This is a genomic window from Pseudomonas fluorescens (assembly GCF_902497785.1).
Taxonomy (GTDB): domain Bacteria; phylum Pseudomonadota; class Gammaproteobacteria; order Pseudomonadales; family Pseudomonadaceae; genus Aquipseudomonas; species Aquipseudomonas fluorescens_BO.
This window is the reverse complement of sequence record NZ_CABVHK010000005.1, coordinates 149,908-175,212: the sequence shown is the minus strand read 5'-3', so window position 1 is coordinate 175,212 and position 25,305 is coordinate 149,908. Positions and strand designations below refer to the sequence as shown.

Below are 25,305 nucleotides of genomic sequence, written 5' to 3'. Positions count from 1 at the left end.
GCGCTCACATAACAGTTTTGGACGGCAGTTTACGGCGGTTGTACAAACCACCCAAGAAACCGGTCAGGCATCCGACGAGCAACCCGCCGACATGTGCCGCATTGGCGATTTCACCGAAGCCGATCATCGAGACCAGCCCGGACAGGCACAGCACCAGCCACACCAGCATCATCACCAGTACGCCACGCGGCAGGCGATACGCGCGATTCGGCGAGAGCAACTGGAAGATCCAGCAATGCCCGAGCAGGCCGTACAGCACGCCGGACAACCCGCCAAACAGGGTCGCGCCGCTGAAATAAAACTGCGCGTAGTTGGACACCAGGGCGAACAACAGGGTCAGGCCGATCAGGTTGATGCTGCCCTGGCGCGACTCGATGCGCCGCCCCAGCTCCCAATACCACATGCCGTTCATGGCCAGGTGCAGGATGCCGAAGTGAATCAGCATCGGCGTCACCAGACGCCACCACTGCCCCGCTGCCAGGCTGTCGGCCAGGGGCACAAAATGGATGTACTCGCCGATGACGCGAAAATCGAGGAACGTCAGCCAGCGCATCGTGTCGAGGTTTTCGCCCAACAGCGTTACCGCGCCGACGATCAGGCTCAACAGCAGCACCAGCGCGGTCGCCTTGGCGTGGCGCAGCTGTTCGGCGAAACCGGGACGCGAGGTGGTTTGCGCAACGGGGATGTCCAGCTGGTGCTCAGGGTCGCCGGCGGGGAAACGTTCGTACAGCGAGCGCACGTCTTCACTGATATTGGCCGGCACCCAGAGCACCTGTTCGCCGGCTTCTTCGCTGACGCGGTGAGGCACCTGCATGCGTTGCAGCAAGTTGACGAACCCGCTGAGATCCACCGCCAGCGGCAAGCGCAATACCGCCACCGTACTCATCGCAGCACCTCCGGCCGCTCGACATCGACCCAGACGAATTTATGCGGATCGAGCCGGGTTTCCTGGTCCAGCCGGTAGGCGACCAGTTTGCCGTAGAGCACGGCGCTGTAATCGAGGCAGGCGAGGTTCGGGCGGATCGGCGCCGGTTTGCCGCTGCGCCAGTAATGGCCGACGAACAACAAGGGCTCATCGACGCCATAACGCAGCAAGGTGGTTTTTTCGGTGGAAGACAGCGGCGTCTGGGCCACGGGCTCCGGTAAGGCATCAGGCTGGAACACAATGTCTCCGTAGGTTTGCGGGTCGTCTTCCCAGAACTTGGTGCGGAAGAACGAGCGCGTCAGGCCATCGCCACTGGTCATGGTCAAGCCGTCGGGCAAGCGCATGTCGGTGCCGCGCAGCAAGCGATCGAACACGGTGCAGGCGAAACTGCCCGGCACGGCCGAGGCCTGGAGGAAATGTTCATCGACGCAGCCGTCGGGAAACAGCGCACGCAGCGGACCGATCAGCCCGGCATCCCAGCAGGCGTGCACCACGCGAAAACGTCCGGCGTCGACAAACAGCGGCAATTCGTAGAACCACTGCTGGAAGTCGTGCCAGTCGCCCGGATGATCTTCGAACTGGGTCAGGGTTTCACCGAGCAGGCGCGCGTGGCGCGGCGTGTGCTCGCGAACGAACTGCTTGCCGCTGCCGGGAGGCGCCGGGGTGCTCCAGCCCAGCGCGTTGAATTCATGGTTGCCCATGATGCACAACGCCTGCCGGGCCTCGACCATATCGTGGACGATGTGCAGCGCCTCACGAATCCGCGGGCCGCGGTCGATGATGTCGCCGACGAACACCGCCATGCGCGACGGGTGCCGCCAGACGCCGCCTTGTTTGTGATAACCGAGCCGGTCGAGCAGGTGCTCAAGGGTCAGAGCGCAACCGTGCACGTCACCGATCAGGTCGTAGCTACGCGCGGGATCGAGCATCAGTCGCCTCCACCCCCCAACTTGCTGCCCCAGCCGAGCTTGGTCCGGCAGACTTCATAATAGTTGTGGTCCAGCGGATGAATCAGCCGCAGCTTCTGCGCTTTTTTGCTGATAGTGATGGTGTCGCCGGGCGCACAGGTGAAGTGGTTCTGCCCGTCACACGAGACTTGCGGGTAAATCTGCATATCCTTGGACACGACGATTTTCAGCTCACTGTTGCCATCGACCACAATGGGTCTACCCGACAAGGTATGGGGGTACATCGGCACAATCACAATAGCGTCAAGCTTGGGGTGCATGATCGGTCCGCCGGCGGACAGCGCATAAGCGGTCGAGCCGGTCGGAGTGGCGACGATCAGGCCGTCGGCCTTCTGGCTGCAGACGAACTGGCCGTCGATGTACAGTTCGAACTCGATCATCCGCGTCGATTTGCCGGGGTGCAGCACCACATCGTTGAGCGCGTCGCCCTGGCCAATCGCTTCGGCGTGACGGCGAACTTCGGCTTGCAGCAGGAAACGATTCTCCACCAGGTAGTGGCCGTCGAGCACTTCGGCGACTTTGACTTCCAGCTCGTCGGGGCGAATATCGGTCAGAAAGCCGAGGCTGCCGCGGTTGATGCCGAGCACTGGGATGTTGTGGCGGGCCAGGGCGCGCGCGGCACCGAGCAGGCTGCCGTCGCCGCCGACCACAATCACCATGTCACAGACTTCACCGAGCATCTTGCGCGACGAAGTTTGCAGGCCATGACCCGGCAGGACTTCGGCGATGGTGTCTTCGAGGATCACGTGCAGGTGACGATCGAGCAGAAACCGTTTCAGTCGGCGGACGGTATCCAGCACCTGTGAACTGCCCAGGCGACCGATGATGCCGATATTACGAAATTGCTCCATGGGGCTCCTAGAGGGACGCGGCGGCCTGCGACGGCGAAAGACACGATTATGGGCGAAAGCGCGGGATAGACAAAATCCTTTCAGCCACGACGGCGTACTGACGATTAGGGCTATGCTCGCAAGATGATCCTATTTCCCGATTTGCTGCAGTTACCCCACCAGTTGCGCCACCCTGAAGTGCGCGATCTGGCCTGGGTCATCCTCGCGCCGCCGATGCTCGACGTCACGCCGTGGCCGCAGCGTCATCCGTTGGCCGGCAGCGATTGGGTACAGGCTCCAGAACGCCTGGAGCTGTGGCTGCGACAGCTGGATCGCGACAGTTATGATTTGCTGCACTGGCTGGCCCAAGCGCGGACCCGGCGTCTGGGTTTGTACTATGAACGCCTGTGGCAATACGCCGTGCGTCACGCGCCGGGGATCGATCTGATTGCGGCCAATCTGCCGATCCGCCGCGAAGGGCACACGCTGGGCGAGCTGGACATGCTGCTGCGCGATCGCGACGGTGTGCATCATCTGGAACTGGCGATCAAGCTTTACCTCGGTCCGCAGCAGGGCGACGGGCAGGACACGGCGCAGTGGCTCGGCCCCGGTTGCCACGACCGGCTCGACCGCAAACTGGCGCACCTGAGCGAGCATCAGTTGCCGATCTCCGCACGCCCCGAGAGCCGCGAAGTGCTGGCCGCGCTGGACATCCAGCAATTCAGTGCGCAGTTGTGGCTGGGCGGTTATCTGCTGTACCCGTGGCCGGGGCAAGCCGAGTCGCCGAGCGGCGCGCATCCGCAGCATTTGCGTGGCAGTTGGTTGCATCAAAAGGATTGGCAGGATTTTGTCGCGCAACGTCCGTTCGGGCGTTGGCAACCCCTGCCCCGCCACGCCTGGCTGGCGCCGGCGCATTATCCGGCGGAACAGACCTGGAGCGCGGAACAGCTGGACACCTGGATCGGCGCGCTGGAACCGCTGGCGCCGGCGCAGTTGCTGGTGAGGCTGATCGAGAATGCCGAGGGGGATTGGGAGGAAGCGGAGCGATTGTTTCTGGTGGCGGATCTTTGGCCGAATGTGCCGGGCAGTGGGTAAGATTTTTGCTGTCTGGTCCGGCCTCTTCGCGAGCAGGCTCGCTCCCACATTGGACCAGCGGCGTTCGCCCCCCCTGTGGGAGCGAGCCTGCTCGCGAAAGGGCCAGCTCGGTTTAAAAGGACAACCGCACTACCAATGCCGCCAACGTCACCAACAACACCGGCACCGTCAACACAATCCCGACCTTGAAGTAATACCCCCAGCCGATCCGAATGTTCTTGCGCTCCAGCACATGCAACCACAACAACGTCGCCAGACTGCCAATCGGGGTAATCTTCGGCCCCAGGTCGCTGCCAATGACGTTGGCATAAATCATCGCCTCCTTGATCACGCCCGTCGCCTGGCTGGCATCGATCGACAGCAAACCCACCAACACCGTGGGCATGTTGTTCATCATTGACGACAGCAGCGCCGTCAGCACCCCGGTGCCCATGGCCGCGCCCCAGATGCCGTAACCGGCAAAACCGTCCAGCCAACCGGCCAGATAATCGGTGAGCCCGGCGTTGCGCAGGCCGTACACCACCAGGTACATGCCCAGCGAGAAAACCACGATGTGCCAAGGCGCCTCTTTCATCACCTTGCGCGTTGAAATCTTGTGGCCCCGGGCCGCGATAGCCAGTAGCAATGCCGCACACACCGCCGAGATCGCACTGATCGGAATCCCCAGCGGCTCAAGCGCGAAGCAGCCAAGCAAGAGGATCAGCAACACCGCCCAGCCGGCGAAAAAAGTCGCCTTGTCGTGGATGGCGCTGGCCGGATCTTCCAGCTGTTCAGGGTCGTAATTGTTCGGGATATCGCGACGGAAGTACCACATCAATACCGCCAACGTCGCCGCGACACTGACCAGGTTCACCGGGATCATCACCGCCGCATAGCGGTTGAAGCCGATGTCGAAGAAGTCGGCGGAAACGATGTTCACCAGGTTCGACACCACCAGCGGCAGGCTCGCGGTGTCGGCGATAAAACCGGCGCCCATCACGAAGGCCAGGGTGGCGGCCGGGGAAAAGCGCAGCGCCAGCAGCATGGAAATCACGATCGGCGTGAGGATCAACGCCGCGCCGTCATTGGCGAATAACGCCGAGACCAGTGCGCCGAGCAGCACCATGTACGCAAATAACTTGCGCCCACTGCCCCGGCCCCACCGCGCAACGTGCAGCGCTGCCCAGGCAAAGAATCCCGCTTCATCGAGCAGCAGACTGATGATGATCAGCGCGACAAAAGTCCCGGTGGCGTTCCAGATGATCTGCCACACCAGCGCAATGTCACTGAGGTGCGCCACGCCGAATATCAGCGCGAGCACGGCGCCGAACACCGCGCTCCAACCGACACCGAGGCCTTTGGGTTGCCAGATCACCAGCGTAATGGTCAACAGGAAAATCAGCGACGCGGTAAGCATGCAGAGGCAGCCTTCATATAAGGGCGGCCAAAATAACCCAATTCACCACGCCGGTGTAGCGCCGCCCTCAATGCAATCTTCAGACTTTTTTGTGCTGCTCGACCCACTGCCCATAAGCGTTGATGAATTTTTGCAGGAACGGCTTTACCGACTCGGACAGTTTGCCCGCCTCATCGAACGCGGTACCGGCACCACTCAGATAGGCTTCTGGCTGCTGCATGCAAGGCACATCCAGAAACACCATGGACTGGCGCAAATGATGATTGGCACCAAACCCGCCAATCGCACCGGGTGAAACGCTGATCACCGCACCTGGCTTGCCGCTCCAGGCGCTTTTGCCATAAGGACGAGAGCCGACGTCGATTGCATTTTTCAGTGGCGCGGGCACCGAGCGGTTGTATTCCGGAGTGACGAACAGCAACGCGTCGGATGAGCTCACCTGTTGTCTGAAAGTGCTGTAGGCTGCCGGCGGTGAAGCACCATCGATGTCTTCGTTGTACAGCGGCAGATCGCCAATTTCGACGATGTTGAGCTTGAGATTCGCAGGCGCGAGATCGGCCAGGGCCAAGGCCACCTTGCGGTTGATCGATTCCTTTCTCAAGCTGCCGACCAGAACGGCGATCGTGTAGACGTTGCTCATGGAAGATTCTCGACTGTGCGATGGAAAGAGCTAGTAGTTATAGATGACGATTCAATCAGCCGGGCGACCTAAATCGATGCCCCTGACTATTTTTTTCCTGTAGGAAAACTTACCTCGCCCAACAACGGTCTACAGAACCGCAAATTGAGTGATTTATCTCCAGAGGTTCTAAGCAGATGGCAGCAGTACTCGTCGGTCAGTTCCATGCAAGAGACGCGGAAGGCCGTGTCTATTCGGTGCATGAGTTCCAGGAATCCACCCCGTCGGCAGATGGCCCTGGCGCCACACCTGTCACCACTTACAAGCTGGCCATTGGCGACCGCGTGCGCAAGCTCGATGACAACCAGTTTTTGCTGGTGCAATCGGATGTGACCATTGTGCGTGAACCCGACACCTACGTCGGCAGCCTGCCGGAAACCAACGTCGCCTCATAACCTCGCGTTATGAGCAGAAGTCATATGCGCGGACTTGGGTTAGGATTCAGCCACTGACTCCCCCTCCTGCTGAACATGGACTTCACGCATGCGTTTACGTCATATCGAAGTGATCCAGGCGCTCTTGCAGACCGGTCACCTGGGCACCGCCGCCGAATGGCTGCAGCTGCCAGTGGCCGAGGTCGAAAGCATTCTGCGCGACGCCGAGAGTCAGTTGGGTTTCATGCTGTTTTCCAGCGTGCGCGGGCGCTTGCAGGCCACGCGCGAGGCGCGGGAATTACAGGTCGAAATCGCCCATGTCTACGCGGCGCTCGAGCCGGTCCAGCGATTGGCCAGCAGTTTGAAGCACTATCAGGCCCCACCCCTTCGAATCATGGGTACGCCGCCTCTGGCGCAACAGTTGTTGCCGCAGAGCATCGCCGCGTTGCGCCGACGCCTGCCCGACGTCCCTTGCAGCCTCTTAAGCCACCCCACTCGTGACATCGTCCGCAGCCTGTTGTTGCGCGAAAGCGATCTCGGTTTGAGCCTGCACGATCCCGATCATGCCGATATAGATTGCCAGGTCATCGCGCAGGGCAAACTCCAGCTGCTGGCGCCCCATGGCTGGCTGCAACCGAAGCAAAAATACATTTCGCTGCAGGATCTGGCCGGGCAGTCGATGGTCGGCCTTGAAGGTCATGATCCATTGAACCCGGCGCTCGATACCAAATTGCACGCCTTGCGCCCGGCCCCGGTCATTCACACCCGGGTACAGACGCACCAGATGATGCGCAGCATGGTCGAGGCCGGCGAAGGCCTGGCCATTGTCGATCCGTTTACCGCCCTCGGCGCCCGATCCGCCGGGCTGGATGCCTGCCCGCTGGCGCCCGCCGTGCTCATCAGTGTCTACGCGCTGACCCTGAAAAGCGCTGAGTCTTCGCCGGCGGTTCAGGCCTTGCTGGAAATCGTCACGGAACAAGCCGCGGCGATGCTGGCGAGCTGATCAGGCCTTCCAGCGGGTTATCGAACAATCGGTACCAGAACAGTGCAATTTCGGCCGTGTTCGGGTCGATGCCGCGATAGCGCAGATGATCGACACCGCCAATCACGTAACCGCAACGCTCATAGAGGCGACAAGCGCCCAGATTGTTGTTCTGGGTTTCGAGCATGATGCCCGGCAGTTTTTTCTTGCGACTCCAGAACTGCGCCACGTCCAGCAGTGCCTTGGCCACGCCATGCCGCCGGGCCGGCGCATGCACCGCCAACTCATCGATGTGGGCAAAGCCGTTCCAGTTGGTGCTGATCACCAGATGGCCCACCGGCTCATCATCGAGATAAGCCATGAAAATCGCACTGTCGGCGGCATCGCGAAAACTGCTGAATTCCTCAGGGTCGATGCCATAGCACTTGCGGTAAGGCGTGATCGGCGTCACCCGCCACTGCTCCACCGGCTTGCCGATTTCGGCGGCGCCGTAGGCGGCGACTTCAAAACTGAAATCACTGCCCCAGATATAAGCGGCGAAACCGTCGTCGGCAACCCGCACCGACAACCCTGGGTATTTCGGATTCATGACCGGTTGCATACTGGGAAAGGTCCTCACTCCTTGATGCAATCGACGGTGTAATCCCGCCCATTGCCCTCATCTTCGTGTTGCAAGCCATGCACATCGGCGACAAACCCCGGGAAGCTGCTGTCGAACGTTCGGGCAAACGCCAGGTAATCAATGATCGACCGGGTCGATTCGGTGAAGCGCTCACCGGGCATGATCAACGGGATACCCGGCGGATACGGCACCAGCATCACGGCGGCGATGCGTCCGTCCAGGGCATCAATCGAGACCGCCTCCACCTCGCCGCGCACCAGGTGATCGTAAGCGTCGGCCGGTTTCATGGCGATTTGCGGCAGCACGGTGTACATGCGTTTGAGGTGTTTGGCCGTGGCATTGCTGCGATAGCAGGCGTGCAGTTGATCGCACAGGTCACGCAGGCCCATGCCTTTGTAACGCGGGCCATCCTGCAGCGCCACGCACGGCAGACAGGTCGCGAGGCTGACATTGGCGTCGTAGCTGCGCTTGAACTCCAGTAACTCGGTCAGCAGCGTGCTCCATTTACCCTTGGTGATGCCCATCGAGAACAACACCAGAAAAGAATACAAACCGGTCTTCTCGACCACCAGGCCACGCTCCCAGAGGAACTTACTGACCACCGCCGCCGGAATCCCGCGCTCGCTCAACGCGCCGCCCGCCGTCAGACCCGGCATCACCAGAGTGACCTTGATCGGATCGAGCAGTACGTAGTCGTCCGTCACCCCGCCGAAACCGTGCCAGTCGGCATCGGGTTGCAGCAGCCAGTCTGCGGTGACGACCCGGTCAATGCCTTCCACCGACGGTGGCTGCCAGATGGAAAACCACCAGTCATCCGCCGCGATGTGCTGCCTGAGGGTGGCCAGCGCCCGCCGAAAACTCAAGGCTTCGTCGAACATTTCCTGTAACAAGGAACGACCGGCCGGCCCTTCCATCATGGCCGACGCCACGTCCAGCGACGCAATGATGCTGTACTGCGGCGATGTGGAGATGTGCATCATGAAGGCTTCATTGAAACGATCGCGATCCAGCTGCCGCGCGCCACCGTCCTGCACATGAATCATTGACGCCTGACTGAACGCCGCCAACAGTTTGTGCGTGGAATGAGTGGTGAACACCAGCGGGCTGTCGGCACTGCGCGAAGTGCCCATGCCGTAGCGCCCGGCGAAAAACTCGTGAAACGCCGCATAGGCGTACCAGGCCTCATCGAAATGCAGCACTTCGACGCTATTGCCCAGGCTTTGCTTGATCAGTTCGGCGTTGTAACAGAGGCCGTCATAGGTCGAATTGGTCACGACGGCCAGTTTGACCTTGGGCTCGCGCCCCTTGGTCAACGGGCTGGCGTCGATCTTGGCCTGAATCGATTCGCGGCTGAATTCACTCAGCGGAATCGGGCCGATGATCCCCAGCTCATTGCGCTCCGGGCACAAGTACAGCGGAATCGCACCGGTCATGATGATCGAATGCAGCACCGACTTGTGGCAGTTGCGGTCCACCAGCACCAGGTCATCGCGCGCGACCATGGAATGCCAGACGATCTTGTTGGCGGTCGAGGTGCCATTGATCACGAAAAAGGTGTGATCGGCGCCGAAGTTGCGCGCCGCGCGCGCTTCAGCCTCGGCCAGCGGGCCGGTGTGATCGAGCAGCGAACCGAGCTCCGGCACCGACACCGACAAGTCCGAACGCAGGGTGTTTTCCCCGAAAAACTGGTGAAACGCCTGCCCCACCGGGCTTTTGTGATAAGCCACGCCGCCGCCATGACCGGGCGTATGCCAGGAATAGTTGGAGTCGGCAGTGTGTTGCACCAGCGCCTTGAAAAACGGCGGCAGCAAGCCATCCAGGTATTTGCGCGCCGCTCGCGCAACCTGCCGCGCCAGAAAGGGCACGGTGTCTTCGAACAGATAGAGAATGCCACGCAGCTGATTGAGCTCGTCCATGGCATCGGCCGGAGCATTCTCCAGGGTCACTTGTTCGCCCAGGGCGAAGATCGGCAGCTCAGGTGCACGCACCCGCGCCAGACCGATCAGCTCGGCCATGTTCTGCAGCAAATGGGAATTGGCGCTGGGGTCTTCGGCGGCGATCAGCATGCACGAGAGGCCGTGATGGGTCGACGCGACCAGCCGCCCCTCGGTGTAATCCACCGCCGAGACAATGCTGAAGCCTTCCTGCTCCAGCTCCCGGGCGATGCCGCGCACGCGATCACCGGCAACCGTGTCGGCCTTGATGTCGCGATGCACAATCAGCACCGGAAATTTCAAATCTTTATACATGAGGCTCAGTGTCCTGAGGCAGCAGACCTTGGCCTGCCAATATCCTCAGGGTAGAGGGTTGAGGCGGATGTGGCGAGTGCGATGCCCCGAAATGGGTCATTGGTGGCGTTTCAAGATCAAGAGATCGCAGCCTCGTTGCACTCGACAGCTCCTACGGTTTTGCGGTGTAGGAGCTGTCGAGTGTAACGAGGCTGCGATCTGTTCTACGCCTGAGCTTTAGCCTCAGCCAATTGCTGCCACAACGATGGCGCACCCGCGGACTTGGCAATCGCTTCCAGACGCGCCACGTGCCGGGCCAGGTCATCTTCGCTCGCACGGATGATCCGGGCACGCTGGCGGTCTGCCGGCAGGCGGCGAATTTCCGTGGCGGAGTTGTCTGCGCCTTCACCGGAGCCGTTGCCGTCGGACGCATTACCGGCCAGCGACAGGCTGGTCTGGCCGCCGGTCATGGTCAGGTAGACGTCGGCAAGGATCTCGGAGTCGAGCAAGGCGCCGTGCAGTTCACGGCCGGAGTTGTCGACGCCATACCGCTTGCACAAGGCGTCGAGGCTGTTGCGCTGCCCCGGGTGACGCTCCCGAGCCATCATCAAGGTATCGAGGATCGAGCAGTGTTGCGTGATGTCGGCGCGATCGCGCTGGCCCATCAGGGCGAATTCGTTGTTGATGAAGCCAACGTCGAACGCCGCGTTATGGATGATCAGCTGCGCGCCCTTGATGAAGTCGAAAAACTCATCGGCCACTTCTGCGAAGCGCGGTTTGCCCACCAGGAATTCGGTGGTGATGCCGTGGACGCCGATGGCGCCTTCGTCACTCTCGCGGTCCGGTTGCAGGTAAACGTGAAAGTGCCGGCCCGTCAGGCGCCGACCGATCAACTCGACACAACCGATTTCGATAATCCGGTGGCCGTCGGTCACCGGCATGCCGGTGGTTTCGGTATCGAGTACAACGGATCTGGTGGCCATCAGTGCTCAGCTCTCAACGGGTCAATCGTGCAAAAGCGGCGATCTTAACACGCCCACGGTTTGCGTCGCGACACGCTGTATACACGGTCACTGTAGGAGCTGCCGAAGGCTGCGATCTTTTGATTTTCAACGATTTAAAAAGATCAAGATCAAAAGATCGCAGCCTTCGGCAGCTCCTACGAGGGACCGAGTCAGGCTTGCTTGTAGCCGCGCACTTCATCTACGCCACGGTTGGCCAACTGGTCGGCCCGTTCGTTGCCGTGATGCCCGATGTGCCCGCGCACCCATTTCCAGGTGACATTGTGCCGATTGACCTGCTCGTCCAGCAGCTTCCACAGGTCAGCGTTTTTCACCGGTTCTTTCGCCGCCGTTTTCCAGCCACGCTTCTTCCAGTTGTCCATCCACTCGTTGATGCCTTTCATCACGTACTGCGAGTCGGTCACCAACAGCACGTCACAGGAACGCTTGAGTTCTTCCAGGCCGCGGATGGCGCCCATCAGCTCCATGCGGTTGTTGGTGGTGTTGGCTTCGCCGCCCCAGAGTTCTTTTTCAACACCCTTGCAGACCAGCAACGCGCCCCAGCCACCAGGGCCAGGGTTGCCTTTGCAGGCGCCGTCGGTGAAGAGTTCTACGCTATCGCTCATGCCAATCTATCCAGAAAATGCGGTGGCTCGCCGATCCGCGATCGACGATGCCCGAGGCCGGGCAAACCCGGCCGGGAGTAAAAAAGTTGTTACGGTTTGATATTGCGCCGGTTGACCTTGGCCATCGGCAAGGGAATCAGTTTGCCCATCGGCTCGCGGCGTTCCTGCCGAACCGGCCGCAAGCCCACCACGATCTTGCGCGCAACCAATAAATAGAAGCCGCCACCCGAGAGTTGCCAGTCACCGGCCTTGCGTTCCCAACCAGCCAGACGGGCCTGCCACGCGGGGGACGCAAGCGGCGGACGATAGCATCCGAAGCGGCGTTTCTCCAGCGCAAAGCCCAGCAGGTTAAGCCAGTCCGCGACGCGCGATGGCGAAATACAGCGCGCCTTGCTCAACGCGTCATGGGCAAATACGTGGCGCAATCCCCAGGTGCTCCAGGGGTTGATCCCGACAATCAACAGATGCCCACCGGGGCGCACGCTGCTCGCCGCTTCGCGCAGCAAACCATGGGGCGACAGGCAAAAATCCAGCCCGTGCTGCAACACCACCACGTCGGCGGCATGCTCGCTCAATGGCCAGGCCTGCTCGTCACAGACGATCTCGACGCCCGGCAAAGGCGCGCCGAGCCGCACGTTGCGCTGAACTTGCGGCGCCGATGGCGGCGCCTCGGCCGATGGACCGTAATGCACCAGATAGCCGCCGAAGAAGCGCCCCAACTCGTCTTCGAGCATGCGCCGTTCTTCGTTCAGCAGAAATTGCCCAAGGGGGCCGGACAGCCATTCACGGGCCGCGCTGATCAAGGCCAGCCAATCGGGATCAGCCTGAGCGAACGCTTCATCAATCATTGCATTCTCCAACGCGCCAGGAAGTTCTAAGATGCGCCATTGTTTTCCGCTTGGCGAATCCGACGATGATACAGATCACAGCCCTGCCCGCCTTCACCGACAACTACATCTGGTTGTTACAAGACCCCGACACCCGGCGCTGCGCGGTGGTCGATCCGGGCGATGCCGCGCCAGTGCAGGCTTGGCTCGCGGTCAATCCGGGCTGGGTACTGAGTGATATTTTGATCACTCACCACCATCACGACCATGTCGGCGGCGTCGCGCAGCTTAAAAAAGCGACAGACGCGAAGGTCTACGGCCCAGCCAGTGAAAACATCCCCGCCCGGGACGTCGCCCTCAACGATGGCGACCGCATCAGCGTACTGGGTTGGGACTTCGACGTTATCGCCGTTCCCGGCCACACGCTGGGGCACATTGCCTTCTATCACCAGGGGACGCTTTTTTGCGGCGACACCCTGTTCGCCGCCGGTTGCGGGCGCCTGTTCGAGGGCACGCCCGAGCAAATGCACGGCTCGCTGACGCGCCTCGCCGCTTTCCCCGAGGATACGCGGGTCTATTGCACGCATGAATACACCTTGAGCAATCTGCGCTTTGCCGTCGCGGTCGAGCCCGGCAACCCGCACACGGTCGAACGCCTGGCCAAAGTCACCGAACAACGGCAAGCGGGAATCATCACGCTGCCCTCTACGCTGGGCCTCGAAAAGCAGACCAACCCGTTTTTGCGCACGGACGAAACATCCGTTAAAGAAAAAGTGGACGAACGGAATGGCCTCGATAACCGGGCTCCGAGTGCGGTTTTTGCTGCCTTGAGGGCGTGGAAAGATACGTTCTGACAGGGCTCGCTGCGCCTGCGGAAAATCTGAATGGTTGACCGCAGGGGGTGCGCTTTCTAGAATCGCCCGACATTTTTGCCCGGAACTTACTTCCAGCCAATGTCGTCATCTATTCGTAAATCCATCAATTCAGACGCATTGACCCGCTTGGCTCAAGCCATTGCTGTGGCTGTGTCCGCCACTCTGGCGGGCTGTTCAAGCCATGTGCCGCAGACCGAAGCGACACACACCCCGAATATCGCCGCACGCGCCAAACAGAAGCCTGTCTGGCTCAGCGAAAAGCCAACTCCGCAAATTCCACAGGACGTCTGGGAGCGCATGCGCCAAGGCTTCCAGTTGCAGGAAGGCCTGGGCGTCAACCCGCGCATCGAGCAACAGCGCCTGTGGTTCGCCAGCAACCCCTCTTTCCTCGAAAACGCCGGCGAACGCGGCAGCCTCTACATTCATTACATCGTCGAACGCCTTGAAGAGCGCAACATGCCGCTGGAGCTGGCGCTGCTGCCAGTGATTGAAAGTGCCTACAACCCGATGGCCTACTCCCGGGCGAATGCGGTTGGCTTGTGGCAATTCATTCCGTCCACTGGCCGTTACTTCAACCTGCGCCAGACCAACCTCTATGACGGTCGTCGCGACATTACGGCCTCGACCACGGCGGCCATGGATTACCTGACCCGCCTGCACGACATGTTCAACGGCGACTGGCTGCTGGCCCTGGCGGCTTATAACGCCGGTGAAGGCACGGTCAGCCGGGCAATCGAGCGCAATGAAAAGCTCGGCTTGCCAACTGATTACTGGAACCTGCCGCTGCCGGCCGAAACCCAGGCCTATGTGCCGAAGTTGCTGGCCTTGTCGCAAGTGGTATTGGCGCCGGAAGCCTACGGCGTGAACCTCAATCCGATCGCCAACGAACCGTACTTCCAGGTCGTCGAAATCAACCAGCGCATGGACCTGTCCAAGGTGGCCGCGGTGGCCAACATCGACGAAGACGAGCTGTTCCAGCTCAATCCAGCCTTCAAGCAGCGCACCACCACCCTCGACGGCCCCCAGCATTTGCTGGTGCCGACGTCCAAGGCGCAGTTGCTGACGGCCAGCCTGTCGACCATGCGTCCCGAAGAGTTGATGAGCAAGAAGCCACTCAAGCCGGTTTTCGAAGGCGCCGATGACGCCCAGTTGGCGACACTTAAACGCGCCTACCGGGTCAAACGCGGGGACAACCTTGGCACCATTGCAAAGGCCAACAAGGTCGAGGTCAAGGACCTGCAACGCTGGAACAAACTGACGGGCAAGGACTTGAAGGTTGGCCAGACGCTGGTGATGCAGGACAAGACCAAGCGCAGTGGTGGACGCGTCAACACCGTCGTGGCGGCGAACAGCAAGACCAAGTCCCAGAAGTCACAGACCCGCTACAAGGTCCAGCAAGGTGACTCGCTGTACATGGTGGCCAAGCGTTTCAACGTTGAAATGCAGCACCTCAAACGCTGGAACCCGCGTGTCGGCCAGGCGCTCAAGCCCGGGCAGATGCTGACGGTTGCTTCGCCGCATTAAAAGATCGCAGCCTTCGGCAGCTCCTACAGGCAGGCGTCCCCTCGGATGGACGCGGTCAACGTAGGAGCTGCCGCAGGCTGCGATCTTTTTTTATGCCCTGACGCCGCTTTCAAACCCCGTCTTTTTCCTGTCCATACAAGCTGTTACTGTACGGTCCACAAAGCCCAAGCCGCCTGGATCGGATCTCTGACTTGAAGCGTCCCCTCCTCCTGCTCCTCATCAGCCTGGCCTTGAGCTCCTCCGCAAGCGCGACGATCAGCGAAAGCCACGGTTATGCGCAGTTCGGCACGCTCAAGTACCCGGCCAGATTTACCCACTTCGACTGGGTCAACCCGCAAGCGCCCAAGGGCGGTACGTTGCGGGTGATGGCGTTTGGCACCTTCGATACGCTCAATCCTTATACCTTCAAGGGTTCGAGCCCGGTCTCCACACCGAATTTCCTTCAGTACGGCATCAACGAGCTGAATGAGCCGCTGATGGTCGGCACCGGGCAATACGCACCGTCCGGCGACGAGCCCACCTCCAGCTATGGCCTGATCGCCCAGTCGGTGGAATACAGCGAAGACCGCAGTTGGGTGGTATTCAACCTGCGCCCCGAAGCGCGTTTCCACGACGGCGCGCCGATTACCGCCTACGACGTGGCGTTCTCCTACCGGTTGCTGCTCAAGGAAGGTCATCCGCAATACCGCACCAATCTTCAGGAAGTGTTGCGGGTTGACGTGCTCAGCCCGCAGCGCATCCGGTTCGTGTTCAAGCGCGCCGGCAATCCGCTGTTGATCCTGCGCCTCGGCGAGCTACCGGTGCTGCCGCAGCATTACTGGAAAGGTCGCGACTTCAAGGCCACCACCTTCGAACCGCCACTGGGCAGCGGGCCGTATCGCATCACCTCGGTCACGCCCGGTCGCCAACTGGTGTTCGAGCGGATCAAGGATTACTGGGGCAAGGACCTGCCGGTGAATCGCGGCAAGTACAACGTCGACCGCATGGAAGTCGAGTTCTACCGCGACAGCGACGTGGCGTTCGAAGCCTTCAAGGCCGGCGAGTTCGACATCTACATCGAACACCAGGCCAAGAACTGGGCCAACGGCTACCGCTTCCCGGCAGTCAATCGCGGCGACGTGATCAAGGCACAAATCGCGCATCAGATCCCGACCCAGAGCCAGGGCCTGTTCATGAACACCCGGCGCCTGGCGCTCTCCGACCCGAAGGTTCGTGAGGCGCTGGGGTTGATGTTCGACTTCGAGTGGACTAACCGCACGCTGTTCAGCGGCGCCTACAAACGCGCCATGAGTTACTACCCCAACAGCGAATTTTCCGCCACCGGCCTGCCGGTCGGTCATGAATGGCTGATGCTCAAGCCCTATCGCGAGCAGTTGCCGGCCAAACTGTTCACCGAGCCGTTCAGCCTGCCTCAGACCCAAGGGCGCGGCATTCCGCGCGACACCATGCGCGAGGCTTTGAACCTGCTGGCGCAAGCGGGCTGGAAGCTTGCCGGCCAGCGTCTGCAAAACGCCAGCGGACAACCGTTGCGCCTGGAGATCCTGCTGGTCAACCCGAATCTTGAACGCATCCTCCAGCCCTACGTCGAAAACCTCGCCAGCATCGGCATCGACGCGCGACTGCGCACGGTGGATCGCGCGCAGTACAAACAGCGCCTCGACCAGTTCGATTTCGACATGATCCTGATGACGCTCAACCAGACCCTCAGTCCCGGTCTGGAGCAATGGCAGTACTTCCATTCCAGTCAGGTCGGGGTCAAGGGCAGCAAAAACTACGCGGGCATCGCCAATCCGGTGGTCGACCACTTGCTCGAGCGATTGCTCTCGGCCCAGACCCGCGATGAACAAGTTGCCGCCGGCAAAGCCCTGGACCGGGTGCTGCTGTGGCAGCACTACATCATTCCCAACTGGTACCTCAATTATCACCGCCTGGCCTACCGCAACCGGTTCGCCTTCGTCACCACGCCGCCCTACACTTTGGGCCTGAGCGCGTGGTGGCTGAAATCTTCGGAGAAAGATCGATGAAACCCGTACGTGCCCTGCTCTTGCACGCCAGCGGCCTGTTGTTCGCCGGGCTGGCCTGCGCCGCCCCGCAACACGCCGTGACCCTGTACAACGAGGCGCCGAAATACCCGGCAGACTTCAAACACTTCGATTTCGTCAACCCGGACGCGCCCAAGGGCGGGGTTTTCCGCCAGGCCGGTTTCGGCGGTTTCGACAGCCTCAACCCGTTCATCAGCAAAGGCGTGCCGGCCGACGACATCGGCATCATCTACGACACCCTGGCCAAACAGGGTCTTGATGAACCGTTCACCGAATACGGACTGATTGCCGGCAAGATCGAAAAAGCCCCGGACAACAGCTGGGTGCGGTTCTACCTGCGCCCGGAAGCGCGCTTTCATGACGGGCATCCAATCCGCGCCGAAGACGTGGTGTTCAGCTTCGAAACCTTGATCAAGGACGGCGCGCCACTCTTTCGCGGTTATTACAGCGATGTCGCCGAAGCGGTCGCCGAAGACCCGCTGACCGTGCTGTTCAAGTTCAAGCACAACAATAATCGCGAGCTGCCGTTAATCCTCGGGCAGTTGCCGGTGCTGCCCAAACACTGGTGGGCGACGCGCGATTTCAACAAGGGCAACCTGGAACTGCCGTTGGGCAGCGGCCCGTACAAGGTCGCTGAAGTGAAGGCCGGGCGTTCGGTGCGTTACGAACGGGTCAAGGATTACTGGGGCAAGGACCTGCCGGCCAACCGCGGCTTCTACAACTTCGACGTGATGACCACCGATTATTACCGCGACAACACCGTGGCGCTGGAAGCACTCAAGGCCGGGCAGTTCGATTACTGGCTCGAGATGAGCGCGAAGAACTGGGCCAATGCCTACAACACCCCGGCGGTCACCGAAGGCCGTTTGATCAAGGAACAGATCCCCAACGGCAACCCGACCGGCATGCAGGGTTTCGTCTTCAACCTGCGCCGTCCAGTGTTTCAGGACGTGCGCGTGCGTCAGGCCCTGACACTGCTGCTGGACTTCGAATGGACCAACAAGCAGCTGTTCAACGGGGCCTACGTGCGCACTCGCAGCTTTTTCGAAAACTCGGAAATGGCCGCCACCGGCCTGCCGGACGCCGAACAACTGGCGATTCTCGATCCGTTCCGCGGCAAAATCCCCGAGCAGGTGTTCACCGAGGCTTTCCAGAACCCGGTCACCGACGCCAGCGGTATGATCCGCACGCAGCAGCGCCAGGCCTACCAATTGTTGCAAGAAGCGGGCTGGCGGATCGTCGACGACAAGATGGTCGACGCCACTGGCAAACCGGTGACCATCGAATTCCTGCTGGCCCAGACCGAATTCGAACGGGTGCTGCTGCCGTTCAAGCGCAACCTCAGCGACCTCGGCATCGACCTGGTGATTCGCCGGGTCGACGTCTCGCAGTACATCAACCGGGTGCGCTCGCGGGACTTCGACATGATTGTCGGCAGTTTCCCGCAATCGAATTCACCGGGTAACGAGCAGCGCGAGTTCTGGATGTCTGCCGCCGCCGACAAGCCCGGCAGCCGCAACTCCATGGGCCTCAGAGATCCGGTGGTCGACCAGCTGGTCGAGCAACTGATCAACGCCGACTCGCGCAAAAGTCTGGTAGCCCATGCCCGCGCGCTCGACCGTGTGCTGCAATGGGGCTATTACGTGATCCCCAACTGGCACATCAAAACCTCGCGCGTGGCGTACTGGAACCATATCGGCCACCCGAAAATCTCACCCAAATACGACATCGGCACGGCCACCTGGTGGATCAAGCCGAACGTTGCACCGGCAAAAGAAATCGAAACCACACTGCAAGCCGACCCTGCGGGCACGGAGTAATAGATGCTGGCGTATATTTTTCGGCGACTGCTGCTGATCATCCCGACATTGCTGGGCATTTTGCTGATCAACTTCGTCATCATCCAGGCCGCCCCCGGCGGGCCGGTGGAACAGATGATCGCCAAGCTCGAAGGTTTCGAAGGCGCCACCAGCCGCATTGCCGGCGGCGGCGCCGAGGTGTCGGTGGCCGGTTCCGCCTATCGCGGCGCGCAAGGCCTGGACCCGGCGCTGGTGAAAGAAATCGAGCACATGTACGGCTTCGACAAATCGGCACCGGAACGCTTGTGGATCATGATCAAGAACTACGCGACGCTGGATTTCGGCGACAGCTTCTTCCGCGACGCCAAGGTCATCGACCTGATCAAGGAAAAGATGCCGGTGTCGATCTCCCTCGGGCTGTGGAGCACGCTGATCATGTACCTGGTGTCGATCCCGCTGGGGATCGCCAAGGCCACGCGGCACGGCAGTCACTTCGATGTCTGGACCAGCTCGTTGATCATCGTCGGCTACGCGATCCCGGCGTTTCTGTTCGCCATTCTGCTGATCGTGGTGTTCGCCGGGGGCAGCTATTTCGACTGGTTCCCGCTCCGGGGGCTGACTTCGAACAACTTCGATGAGCTGAGCATGGGCGGCAAGGTGCTCGATTACTTCTGGCACCTGGCGTTGCCGGTGACCGCGCTGGTGATCGGCAACTTCGCGACCATGACCCTGCTGACCAAAAACAGCTTTCTCGATGAAATCAACAAACAGTACGTGGTGACTGCAAAAGCCAAGGGCCTGACCAATCACCGGGTGCTGTATGGCCACGTGTTCCGCAACGCCATGTTGCTGGTAATCGCCGGGTTCCCCTCGGCGTTTATCGGGATTTTCTTTACCGGCTCCTTGTTGGTCGAAGTGATCTTCTCCCTCGACGGCCTCGGCCTGATGAGTTTCGAAGCGGCGATCAACCGCGATTACCCGGTGGTGTTCGGCACCCTGTTTATCTTCACGTTGCTCGGGCTGGTGGTGAAGCTGATTGGCGACCTGACGTACACCTTTGTCGATCCGCGCATCGACTTCGAAAGCCGGGAGCATTGAGATGAACCTGTCCCCGCTGAATCGACGACGTTTCGAACTGTTCAAGGCCAACAAGCGTGGCTGGTGGTCGCTATGGCTGTTTCTCGTGCTGTTCGGCCTGAGCCTCGGTGCCGAACTGATCGCCAACGACAAACCGTTGGTGGTGCATTACGACGATGGCTGGTATTTCCCGGCGCTCAAGCGTTATCCGGAAACCACCTTCGGCGGCGAATTCCCGCTGGAAGCCAACTACAAGAGCCCGTACATCCGTGAACTGCTCAAGGCCAAGGATGCATGGGTATTGTGGGCGCCGATTCCCTACAGCTACCAAAGCATCAATTACGACCTGAAAGTCCCGGCCCCGGCGCCGCCCTCCGTCGACAACCTGCTGGGCACTGACGATCAGGGTCGCGATGTGCTGGCGCGGGTGATTTACGGCTTCCGGATCTCTGTGCTGTTTGCCCTGACCCTGACCATTCTCAGCTCGATCATCGGTGTGATTGCCGGGGCGTTGCAGGGTTTCTACGGCGGCTGGGTGGATTTGGCCGGGCAGCGTTTCCTGGAGATCTGGTCCGGGCTGCCGGTGCTGTACCTGCTGATCATTCTCGCCAGCTTCGTGCAGCCGAATTTCTGGTGGCTGCTGGGGATCATGCTGCTGTTCTCTTGGATGAGCCTGGTGGACGTGGTCCGCGCCGAGTTCCTGCGCGGGCGTAACCTGGAATACGTGCGCGCGGCGCGGGCGCTGGGGATGCAGAACGGTGCGATCATGTTCCGCCACATTTTGCCCAACGCCATGGTCTCGACCATGACCTTCATGCCGTTCATCCTGACGGGTGCCATCGGTACGCTGACTGCCCTGGATTTCCTCGGTTTCGGTTTGCCGCCGGGCGCGCCATCGCTGGGTGAGCTGGTGGCCCAAGGCAAATCCAACCTGCAAGCGCCATGGCTGGGCATGAGCGCGTTTGCCGTGCTGGCGTTGATGTTGAGTTTGCTGGTATTTATCGGCGAGTCCGCTCGCGATGCCTTCGACCCGAGGAAGTGAAATGAATCAGGACAATCTGATCGAAGTGCGCGACCTCTCCGTGGAATTCGTCGTCGGCGAGCGCTGCCAGCGCGTGGTCGAAGGCGTCAGTTTCGACATCAAGCGCGGCGAAACCCTGGCGCTGGTGGGTGAGAGCGGTTCCGGCAAGTCGGTGACCGCGCACTCGATCCTGCGCCTGCTGCCCTACCCGCTCGCCCGGCATCCGTCCGGCACCATTGAGTATGCCGGGCGCGACCTGTTGAGCCTGAAAGAGAAAACCATTCGCCACATCCGCGGTAACCGGATCGCGATGATCTTTCAGGAGCCGATGACGTCGCTCAACCCGCTGCACTCGATCGAGAAGCAGATCAACGAAATACTGGGCATCCACAAAGGCCTGCTCGGCAAAGTCGCGACCAAACGCACCCTGGAATTGCTCGAGATGGTCGGCATTCCCGAGCCGCACAAGCGCCTCAAGGCGTTGCCCCATGAATTGTCCGGCGGCCAGCGCCAGCGGGTGATGATCGCCATGGCCCTGGCCAATGAGCCGGAACTGCTGATTGCGGACGAACCGACCACCGCGCTGGACGTGACCGTTCAGCTGAAAATCCTCGAATTGCTCAAGGAATTGCAGTCCCGTCTGGGCATGGCGCTGCTACTGATCAGTCACGATTTGAACCTTGTGCGAAGAATTGCGCATCGCGTATGTGTCATGCAGCGCGGTTGCATCGTCGAACAGGCATCGTGCGAAGAGTTGTTCCGCGCGCCGCAGCATCCGTACACTCGGGAACTGCTGGCGGCGGAGCCCAGCGGCAAGCCGGCGACCAATGTCATCGGCCCGCCATTGCTGCAGGTCGAGGACTTGAAAGTCTGGTTTCCGATCAAGAAAGGCTTGCTGAAAAAGACCGTCGATCACATCAAGGCGGTGGACGGGATCAATTTCAGCCTGCCGCAGGGCCAGACGCTCGGGATTGTCGGAGAAAGCGGTTCCGGCAAATCGACACTGGGTCTGGCGATTTTACGGCTGATCGGTAGTCAGGGAGGGATCCGTTTTGAAGGCAAGCAGCTAGACTGCCTGACGCAGCAACAGGTTCGACCGCTGCGGCGGGAGATGCAAGTGGTGTTTCAGGACCCGTTTGGCAGCCTGAGCCCGCGAATGTGTGTCAGCCAGATCGTTGGCGAAGGCCTGCGGATCCACAAGATGGGCACCGAAGCGGAACAGGAACAAGCGATAATTGCGGCATTGCAGGAGGTAGGCCTGGACCCGGAAACCCGGAACCGCTACCCCCACGAATTTTCCGGTGGGCAGCGGCAGAGAATCGCCATTGCCCGGGCATTAGTGCTAAAACCGGCGCTGATTCTGCTGGACGAGCCGACCTCGGCCCTCGACCGGACAGTGCAGCGCCAAGTGGTGGAGCTGCTGCGTTCACTGCAAGCGAAGTACAACCTGACGTATCTGTTTATCAGCCATGACCTGGCTGTCGTCAAAGCGCTGAGCCACCAGCTGATGGTGGTCAAGCATGGCCAAGTGGTCGAACAGGGAGACGCGCAAAGTATTTTTGCCGCCCCCCAACATCCGTATACACAGCAGTTGCTGGAAGCCGCTTTTCTGGCACCAGCCACTGCGCAATAACCTGAAAGAGAGGAGCAACACATGGGTTTTCTCGCCGGTAAGCGCGTACTGATCGTCGGTGTCGCCAGCAAGCTGTCCATCGCATCCGGCATCGCTGCCGCCATGCATCGCGAGGGCGCTGAGCTTGCCTTCACTTATCAGAACGACAAACTCAAGGGTCGTGTCGAAGAGTTCGCACAGAGCTGGGGTTCCAACCCGGACCTGTGCTTCCCGTGCGACGTGGCCAGCGATGAAGAAATCGCCAAGGTTTTCGTTGAACTGGGCAAGAAGTGGGACGGCCTGGACTGCATCGTGCACTCCGTCGGCTTCGCTCCGGGCGACCAACTGGACGGCGACTTCACCGAAGCCACCACCCGTGAAGGTTTCCGCATCGCTCACGACATCAGCGCCTACAGCTTCGTGGCCCTGGCCAAAGCCGGTCGCGAAATGATGAAAGGCCGCAACGGCAGCCTGCTGACCCTGTCGTACCTGGGCGCCGAGCGCACCATGCCGAACTACAACGTAATGGGCATGGCCAAGGCTTCGCTGGAAGCCGGCGTGCGTTACCTGGCCGGTTCCCTGGGCCCGGACGGCACCCGCGTCAACTGCGTATCGGCCGGCCCGATCCGTACCCTCGCGGCTTCCGGCATCAAGAACTTCCGTAAAATGCTGGCCGCCAACGAAGCGCAAACCCCGCTGCGTCGTAACGTCACCATCGACGAAGTCGGCAACGCCGGCGCCTTCCTGTGCTCGGACCTGGCGTCCGGCATCAGCGGCGAAATCATGTACGTGGACGGTGGCTTCAACACCACGGCCATGGGCAGCCTCGAAGAGTAATCTTCGACTAGCCATAAAAAAACCCGCCTCACCCGGCGGGTTTTTTTGTGCCCGGATTACCGTGGATCAAAAGATCGCAGCCTTCGGCAGCTCCTACGCCGATCGCTGTAGGAGCTGCCGAAGGCTGCGATCTCTTGATCTGGCCTTACAGCTTCGCATTCTCCAGCAATTCCTCCACGGTGCGGTGTGCCACAGCATCAAACTCAATCTGCCCAATACTGAACCGAATGTCATACCCCCGCCGCATCGTGGCGTTGCGCTCATCCAGAATCTCTAACAGCCGGGCCTTGATCGCGTTCAGGTCCACTGCGTTCGAGCCCGTCAACAACGCCACAAACTCATCGCCACCCAGCCGACCAATCACATCGCTCTCGCGAAAGGCAATGCGCAACACATCGGCAAAGGTTTTCAGCGCATTGTCGCCCTCGGCGCGGCCGTACAGATAGTTGATGTGTTTGAAGTCATCGAGGTCGAAAAACAGCAGCGTCGCTGGCACTTCCAGACGCTGACAGGCGTCGAGCGCCAATTGGGCCAGGGTGGTAAAGCCGTGGCGATTGGAGAGCAGTGTCAGCTCGTCCATGCTGGCCATGGTCACGCCCATGACTTCCTGCTCGGCCTGGCGAGCCAGATCACGCAGTACTTCGCGGGCCTGTCGAGGCGAGCGCGCGGGGGTTGCGCTGACGCCGTGTTTGTCCGGTTTGCCTGAGATCTGCATTCGTCACTCCAGTGGCGGGGATAGTCTTTAGAGTCATGCACACCCCGGATGACTCCCCACGACCGGACCGCCGGTCAAGTGCCCGCCAACGGACAAGGTCCTCCCGGTTTTCGGGAATGCAGAGTCACAAAAAGGCCGCCTCAATGGGCGGCCTTCAAATGACAGTTGTGGCGAGGGGCGCCCGCCGACGCCTCAGGCCGCAACGCGGTCCAGACCGGCGCCCAGCCGGTGCTGGGCCAGCAGGCGCATGACGTAGCCGATCTTGATCAGGGTCGGGCCGATGATGGTCATGGCGTGCATCGACACCAGCAAGGCGATCGGCAAATGTCCGGCGTACAGATAAGCGCCGTAGATTCCGGCCAGCAGCAGCGCCAGGCCGACACCCAGTACTTTGCTCGACAAGTGCAGTACGTTCTGAGGGTTGCTGAAGTAAGCGAACATTTTTTCGTACTCCTGAATCAGACTAGTAATGCGTTGTTTACTTCAGGTTTCGTGCCAGATTGATTCTTATTTAAAATCAATTAGTTACGCCACATCAAGTCAATTTGACTCACATAGGTTATGGTCGTTATGACTCTATTCGATGTCATATCGACCCATTACAAGCGAACAATTCCCAAAAGCAAACCAATATCATTTGCACACTACGGAGCCTTTTGTTTTAATCGCGACCAATTCTTATTTGCACCGAAGGCGCTCGCCGCCCATGGACACGTGCTCACGATGATGGTCGCCGATTCCTCCAGCGTTCAGAACCTCTACATCACGCATCATCGCTGGCTGCATGAGCTGCTGCGCCGGCGCTTGAGCAATGCGTTCGATGCCGCCGACCTGGCCCATGACACCTTCATGCGGGTGCTCAAGCGCCCGCAAGTGTTCGACTGCGAAACCCGTGAGCGCTCCTATCTGGCGACCATTGCCCGGGGCTTGTGCATCGATCACTGGCGCCGTCGCCAACTCGAACAGGCCTGGCTAGAGACCCTCGCCGCACGCCCGCAGGCCGTGCAACCGTCGCCGGAGCAGCGGGCGATCATCGTCGAAACCCTGTACGAAGTGGACGCCATGTTGCTGCGCCTGCCCAAGCGGGTGCGCGATGCGTTCATCCTCGCCCAGTTACACGGCCTGCCCTACCGCACCATCGCCGAAGAAATCGGTGTCTGCGAACGGATGGTGAAAAAGTACCTGGCGCAAGCGCTGATGCATTGCGCCCTGCTTGAGGCCGAACTCGACGGCCTGTTGATCGAGTAAGC

24 protein-coding genes are annotated in these 25,305 nt (G+C 60.5%); 12 read left to right on the top strand and 12 right to left on the bottom strand.

Annotation, left to right across the window (positions count from 1 at the left end):
* Nucleotides 1–4: 4 nt before the first annotated feature.
* From F8N62_RS09430 to F8N62_RS09420, 3 genes are read right to left on the bottom strand one after another with little or no spacing between them, the layout of a single operon-like run.
* Nucleotides 5–886 carry a rhomboid family intramembrane serine protease gene (locus F8N62_RS09430; protein ID WP_150710708.1) on the bottom strand — a complete coding sequence of 294 codons (882 nt, stop codon included), beginning with the start codon at nt 884–886 and terminating at the stop codon, nt 5–7.
* Nucleotides 883–1,857 (bottom strand): metallophosphoesterase, encoded by a 975-nt coding sequence (locus F8N62_RS09425; protein ID WP_412071973.1) that lies wholly within the window; start codon nt 1,855–1,857, stop codon nt 883–885. Before F8N62_RS09425 ends, F8N62_RS09430 begins: the two co-directional genes overlap by 4 nt.
* Nucleotides 1,854–2,744, bottom strand: coding sequence for an NAD(+) kinase (locus tag F8N62_RS09420; protein WP_007906781.1), 891 nt, complete (start codon nt 2,742–2,744; stop codon nt 1,854–1,856). The genes F8N62_RS09425 and F8N62_RS09420 overlap by 4 nt, the downstream gene beginning before the upstream one ends.
* Nucleotides 2,745–2,867: 123 nt before the next feature.
* Between F8N62_RS09420 and F8N62_RS09415 the strand changes: the two genes are divergently transcribed.
* On the top strand, nt 2,868–3,818 hold the full coding sequence (locus F8N62_RS09415; RefSeq protein ID WP_150710706.1) for a DUF1853 family protein: 951 nt from the start codon (nt 2,868–2,870) through the stop codon (nt 3,816–3,818).
* A 112-nt stretch (nt 3,819–3,930) separates the two neighbouring features.
* Here the strand turns inward: F8N62_RS09415 and F8N62_RS09410 are convergent, their stop codons facing one another.
* Nucleotides 3,931–5,214, bottom strand: a complete 1,284-nt coding sequence (locus tag F8N62_RS09410; protein WP_150710705.1) for an arsenic transporter — start codon at nt 5,212–5,214, stop codon at nt 3,931–3,933.
* A gap of 79 nt (nt 5,215–5,293) precedes the next feature.
* The gene (locus F8N62_RS09405; RefSeq protein WP_150710704.1) at nt 5,294–5,854 is read right to left on the bottom strand and encodes an NADPH-dependent FMN reductase; all 561 of its coding nucleotides are present in this window, start codon (nt 5,852–5,854) and stop codon (nt 5,294–5,296) included.
* A 176-nt stretch (nt 5,855–6,030) separates the two neighbouring features.
* Here F8N62_RS09405 and F8N62_RS09400 point away from each other — a divergent pair, with 176 nt between their 5' ends.
* Both F8N62_RS09400 and F8N62_RS09395 read left to right on the top strand, forming a co-directional pair.
* Nucleotides 6,031–6,288, top strand: coding sequence for a hypothetical protein (locus tag F8N62_RS09400; protein ID WP_150710703.1), 258 nt, complete (start codon nt 6,031–6,033; stop codon nt 6,286–6,288).
* 88 nt (nt 6,289–6,376) lie between these two features.
* Complete coding sequence (locus F8N62_RS09395) at nt 6,377–7,270, top strand: LysR substrate-binding domain-containing protein (protein WP_150710702.1); 894 nt, start codon at nt 6,377–6,379, stop codon at nt 7,268–7,270.
* Here F8N62_RS09395 and F8N62_RS09390 read toward each other — a convergent pair.
* From F8N62_RS09390 to F8N62_RS09370, 5 genes are all read right to left on the bottom strand, one after another.
* Nucleotides 7,236–7,850, bottom strand: coding sequence for a GNAT family N-acetyltransferase (locus F8N62_RS09390; RefSeq protein ID WP_150710701.1), 615 nt, complete (start codon nt 7,848–7,850; stop codon nt 7,236–7,238). The genes F8N62_RS09395 and F8N62_RS09390 overlap by 35 nt on opposite strands.
* 14 nt (nt 7,851–7,864) lie before the next feature.
* Nucleotides 7,865–10,120, bottom strand: a complete 2,256-nt coding sequence (locus F8N62_RS09385) for an Orn/Lys/Arg decarboxylase N-terminal domain-containing protein (RefSeq protein ID WP_150710700.1) — start codon at nt 10,118–10,120, stop codon at nt 7,865–7,867.
* A gap of 203 nt (nt 10,121–10,323) precedes the next feature.
* A complete protein-coding gene (gene dnaQ / locus F8N62_RS09380; protein ID WP_150710699.1) occupies nt 10,324–11,082 on the bottom strand; it encodes a DNA polymerase III subunit epsilon in 759 nt (252 codons plus the stop codon).
* 191 nt (nt 11,083–11,273) lie between these two features.
* The gene (gene rnhA, locus F8N62_RS09375; RefSeq protein WP_008028618.1) at nt 11,274–11,726 is read right to left on the bottom strand and encodes a ribonuclease HI; all 453 of its coding nucleotides are present in this window, start codon (nt 11,724–11,726) and stop codon (nt 11,274–11,276) included.
* A gap of 89 nt (nt 11,727–11,815) precedes the next feature.
* Nucleotides 11,816–12,574 (bottom strand): class I SAM-dependent methyltransferase, encoded by a 759-nt coding sequence (locus F8N62_RS09370; protein WP_150710698.1) that lies wholly within the window; start codon nt 12,572–12,574, stop codon nt 11,816–11,818.
* A gap of 65 nt (nt 12,575–12,639) precedes the next feature.
* On the opposite strand from F8N62_RS09370, the gene gloB reads away from it, so the two are divergent.
* The 8 genes from gloB to fabI all read left to right on the top strand — a co-directional run bounded on the left by gloB (nt 12,640) and on the right by fabI (nt 23,340).
* Nucleotides 12,640–13,407: a hydroxyacylglutathione hydrolase gene (gene gloB, locus F8N62_RS09365; RefSeq protein WP_150710697.1), complete on the top strand. Its 768-nt coding sequence runs from the start codon at nt 12,640–12,642 to the stop codon at nt 13,405–13,407.
* A 99-nt stretch (nt 13,408–13,506) separates the two neighbouring features.
* A complete protein-coding gene (locus F8N62_RS09360) occupies nt 13,507–14,952 on the top strand; it encodes a transglycosylase SLT domain-containing protein (protein ID WP_150710696.1) in 1,446 nt (481 codons plus the stop codon).
* Nucleotides 14,953–15,161: 209 nt separating this feature from the next.
* Complete coding sequence (locus tag F8N62_RS09355; RefSeq protein WP_412071972.1) at nt 15,162–16,976, top strand: extracellular solute-binding protein; 1,815 nt, start codon at nt 15,162–15,164, stop codon at nt 16,974–16,976.
* Entirely contained in the window at nt 16,973–18,814 is a 1,842-nt protein-coding gene (locus tag F8N62_RS09350; protein WP_150710694.1) for an extracellular solute-binding protein, read from the top strand. The genes F8N62_RS09355 and F8N62_RS09350 overlap by 4 nt, the downstream gene beginning before the upstream one ends.
* A gap of 3 nt (nt 18,815–18,817) precedes the next feature.
* Nucleotides 18,818–19,891 carry a microcin C ABC transporter permease YejB gene (locus F8N62_RS09345; RefSeq protein ID WP_150710693.1) on the top strand — a complete coding sequence of 358 codons (1,074 nt, stop codon included), beginning with the start codon at nt 18,818–18,820 and terminating at the stop codon, nt 19,889–19,891.
* 1 nt (nt 19,892) lies between these two features.
* Nucleotides 19,893–20,912, top strand: a complete 1,020-nt coding sequence (locus tag F8N62_RS09340) for an ABC transporter permease (protein WP_150710692.1) — start codon at nt 19,893–19,895, stop codon at nt 20,910–20,912.
* A gap of 1 nt (nt 20,913) precedes the next feature.
* A complete protein-coding gene (locus tag F8N62_RS09335; protein ID WP_150710691.1) occupies nt 20,914–22,524 on the top strand; it encodes an ABC transporter ATP-binding protein in 1,611 nt (536 codons plus the stop codon).
* A 21-nt stretch (nt 22,525–22,545) separates the two neighbouring features.
* Complete coding sequence (fabI, locus tag F8N62_RS09330; RefSeq protein ID WP_008152082.1) at nt 22,546–23,340, top strand: enoyl-ACP reductase FabI; 795 nt, start codon at nt 22,546–22,548, stop codon at nt 23,338–23,340.
* Nucleotides 23,341–23,485: 145 nt separating this feature from the next.
* Here the strand turns inward: fabI and F8N62_RS09325 are convergent, their stop codons facing one another.
* Together F8N62_RS09325 and F8N62_RS09320 are read right to left on the bottom strand one after the other, a co-directional pair.
* A complete protein-coding gene (locus F8N62_RS09325) occupies nt 23,486–24,055 on the bottom strand; it encodes a GGDEF domain-containing protein (RefSeq protein WP_150710690.1) in 570 nt (189 codons plus the stop codon).
* 192 nt (nt 24,056–24,247) lie between these two features.
* Nucleotides 24,248–24,496 carry a transmembrane sensor/regulator PpyR gene (locus F8N62_RS09320; protein ID WP_150710689.1) on the bottom strand — a complete coding sequence of 83 codons (249 nt, stop codon included), beginning with the start codon at nt 24,494–24,496 and terminating at the stop codon, nt 24,248–24,250.
* Between the two features lie 282 nt (nt 24,497–24,778).
* Here F8N62_RS09320 and F8N62_RS09315 point away from each other — a divergent pair, with 282 nt between their 5' ends.
* Complete coding sequence (locus tag F8N62_RS09315) at nt 24,779–25,303, top strand: sigma-70 family RNA polymerase sigma factor (protein ID WP_150710688.1); 525 nt, start codon at nt 24,779–24,781, stop codon at nt 25,301–25,303.
* Nucleotides 25,304–25,305 lie beyond the last annotated feature (2 nt).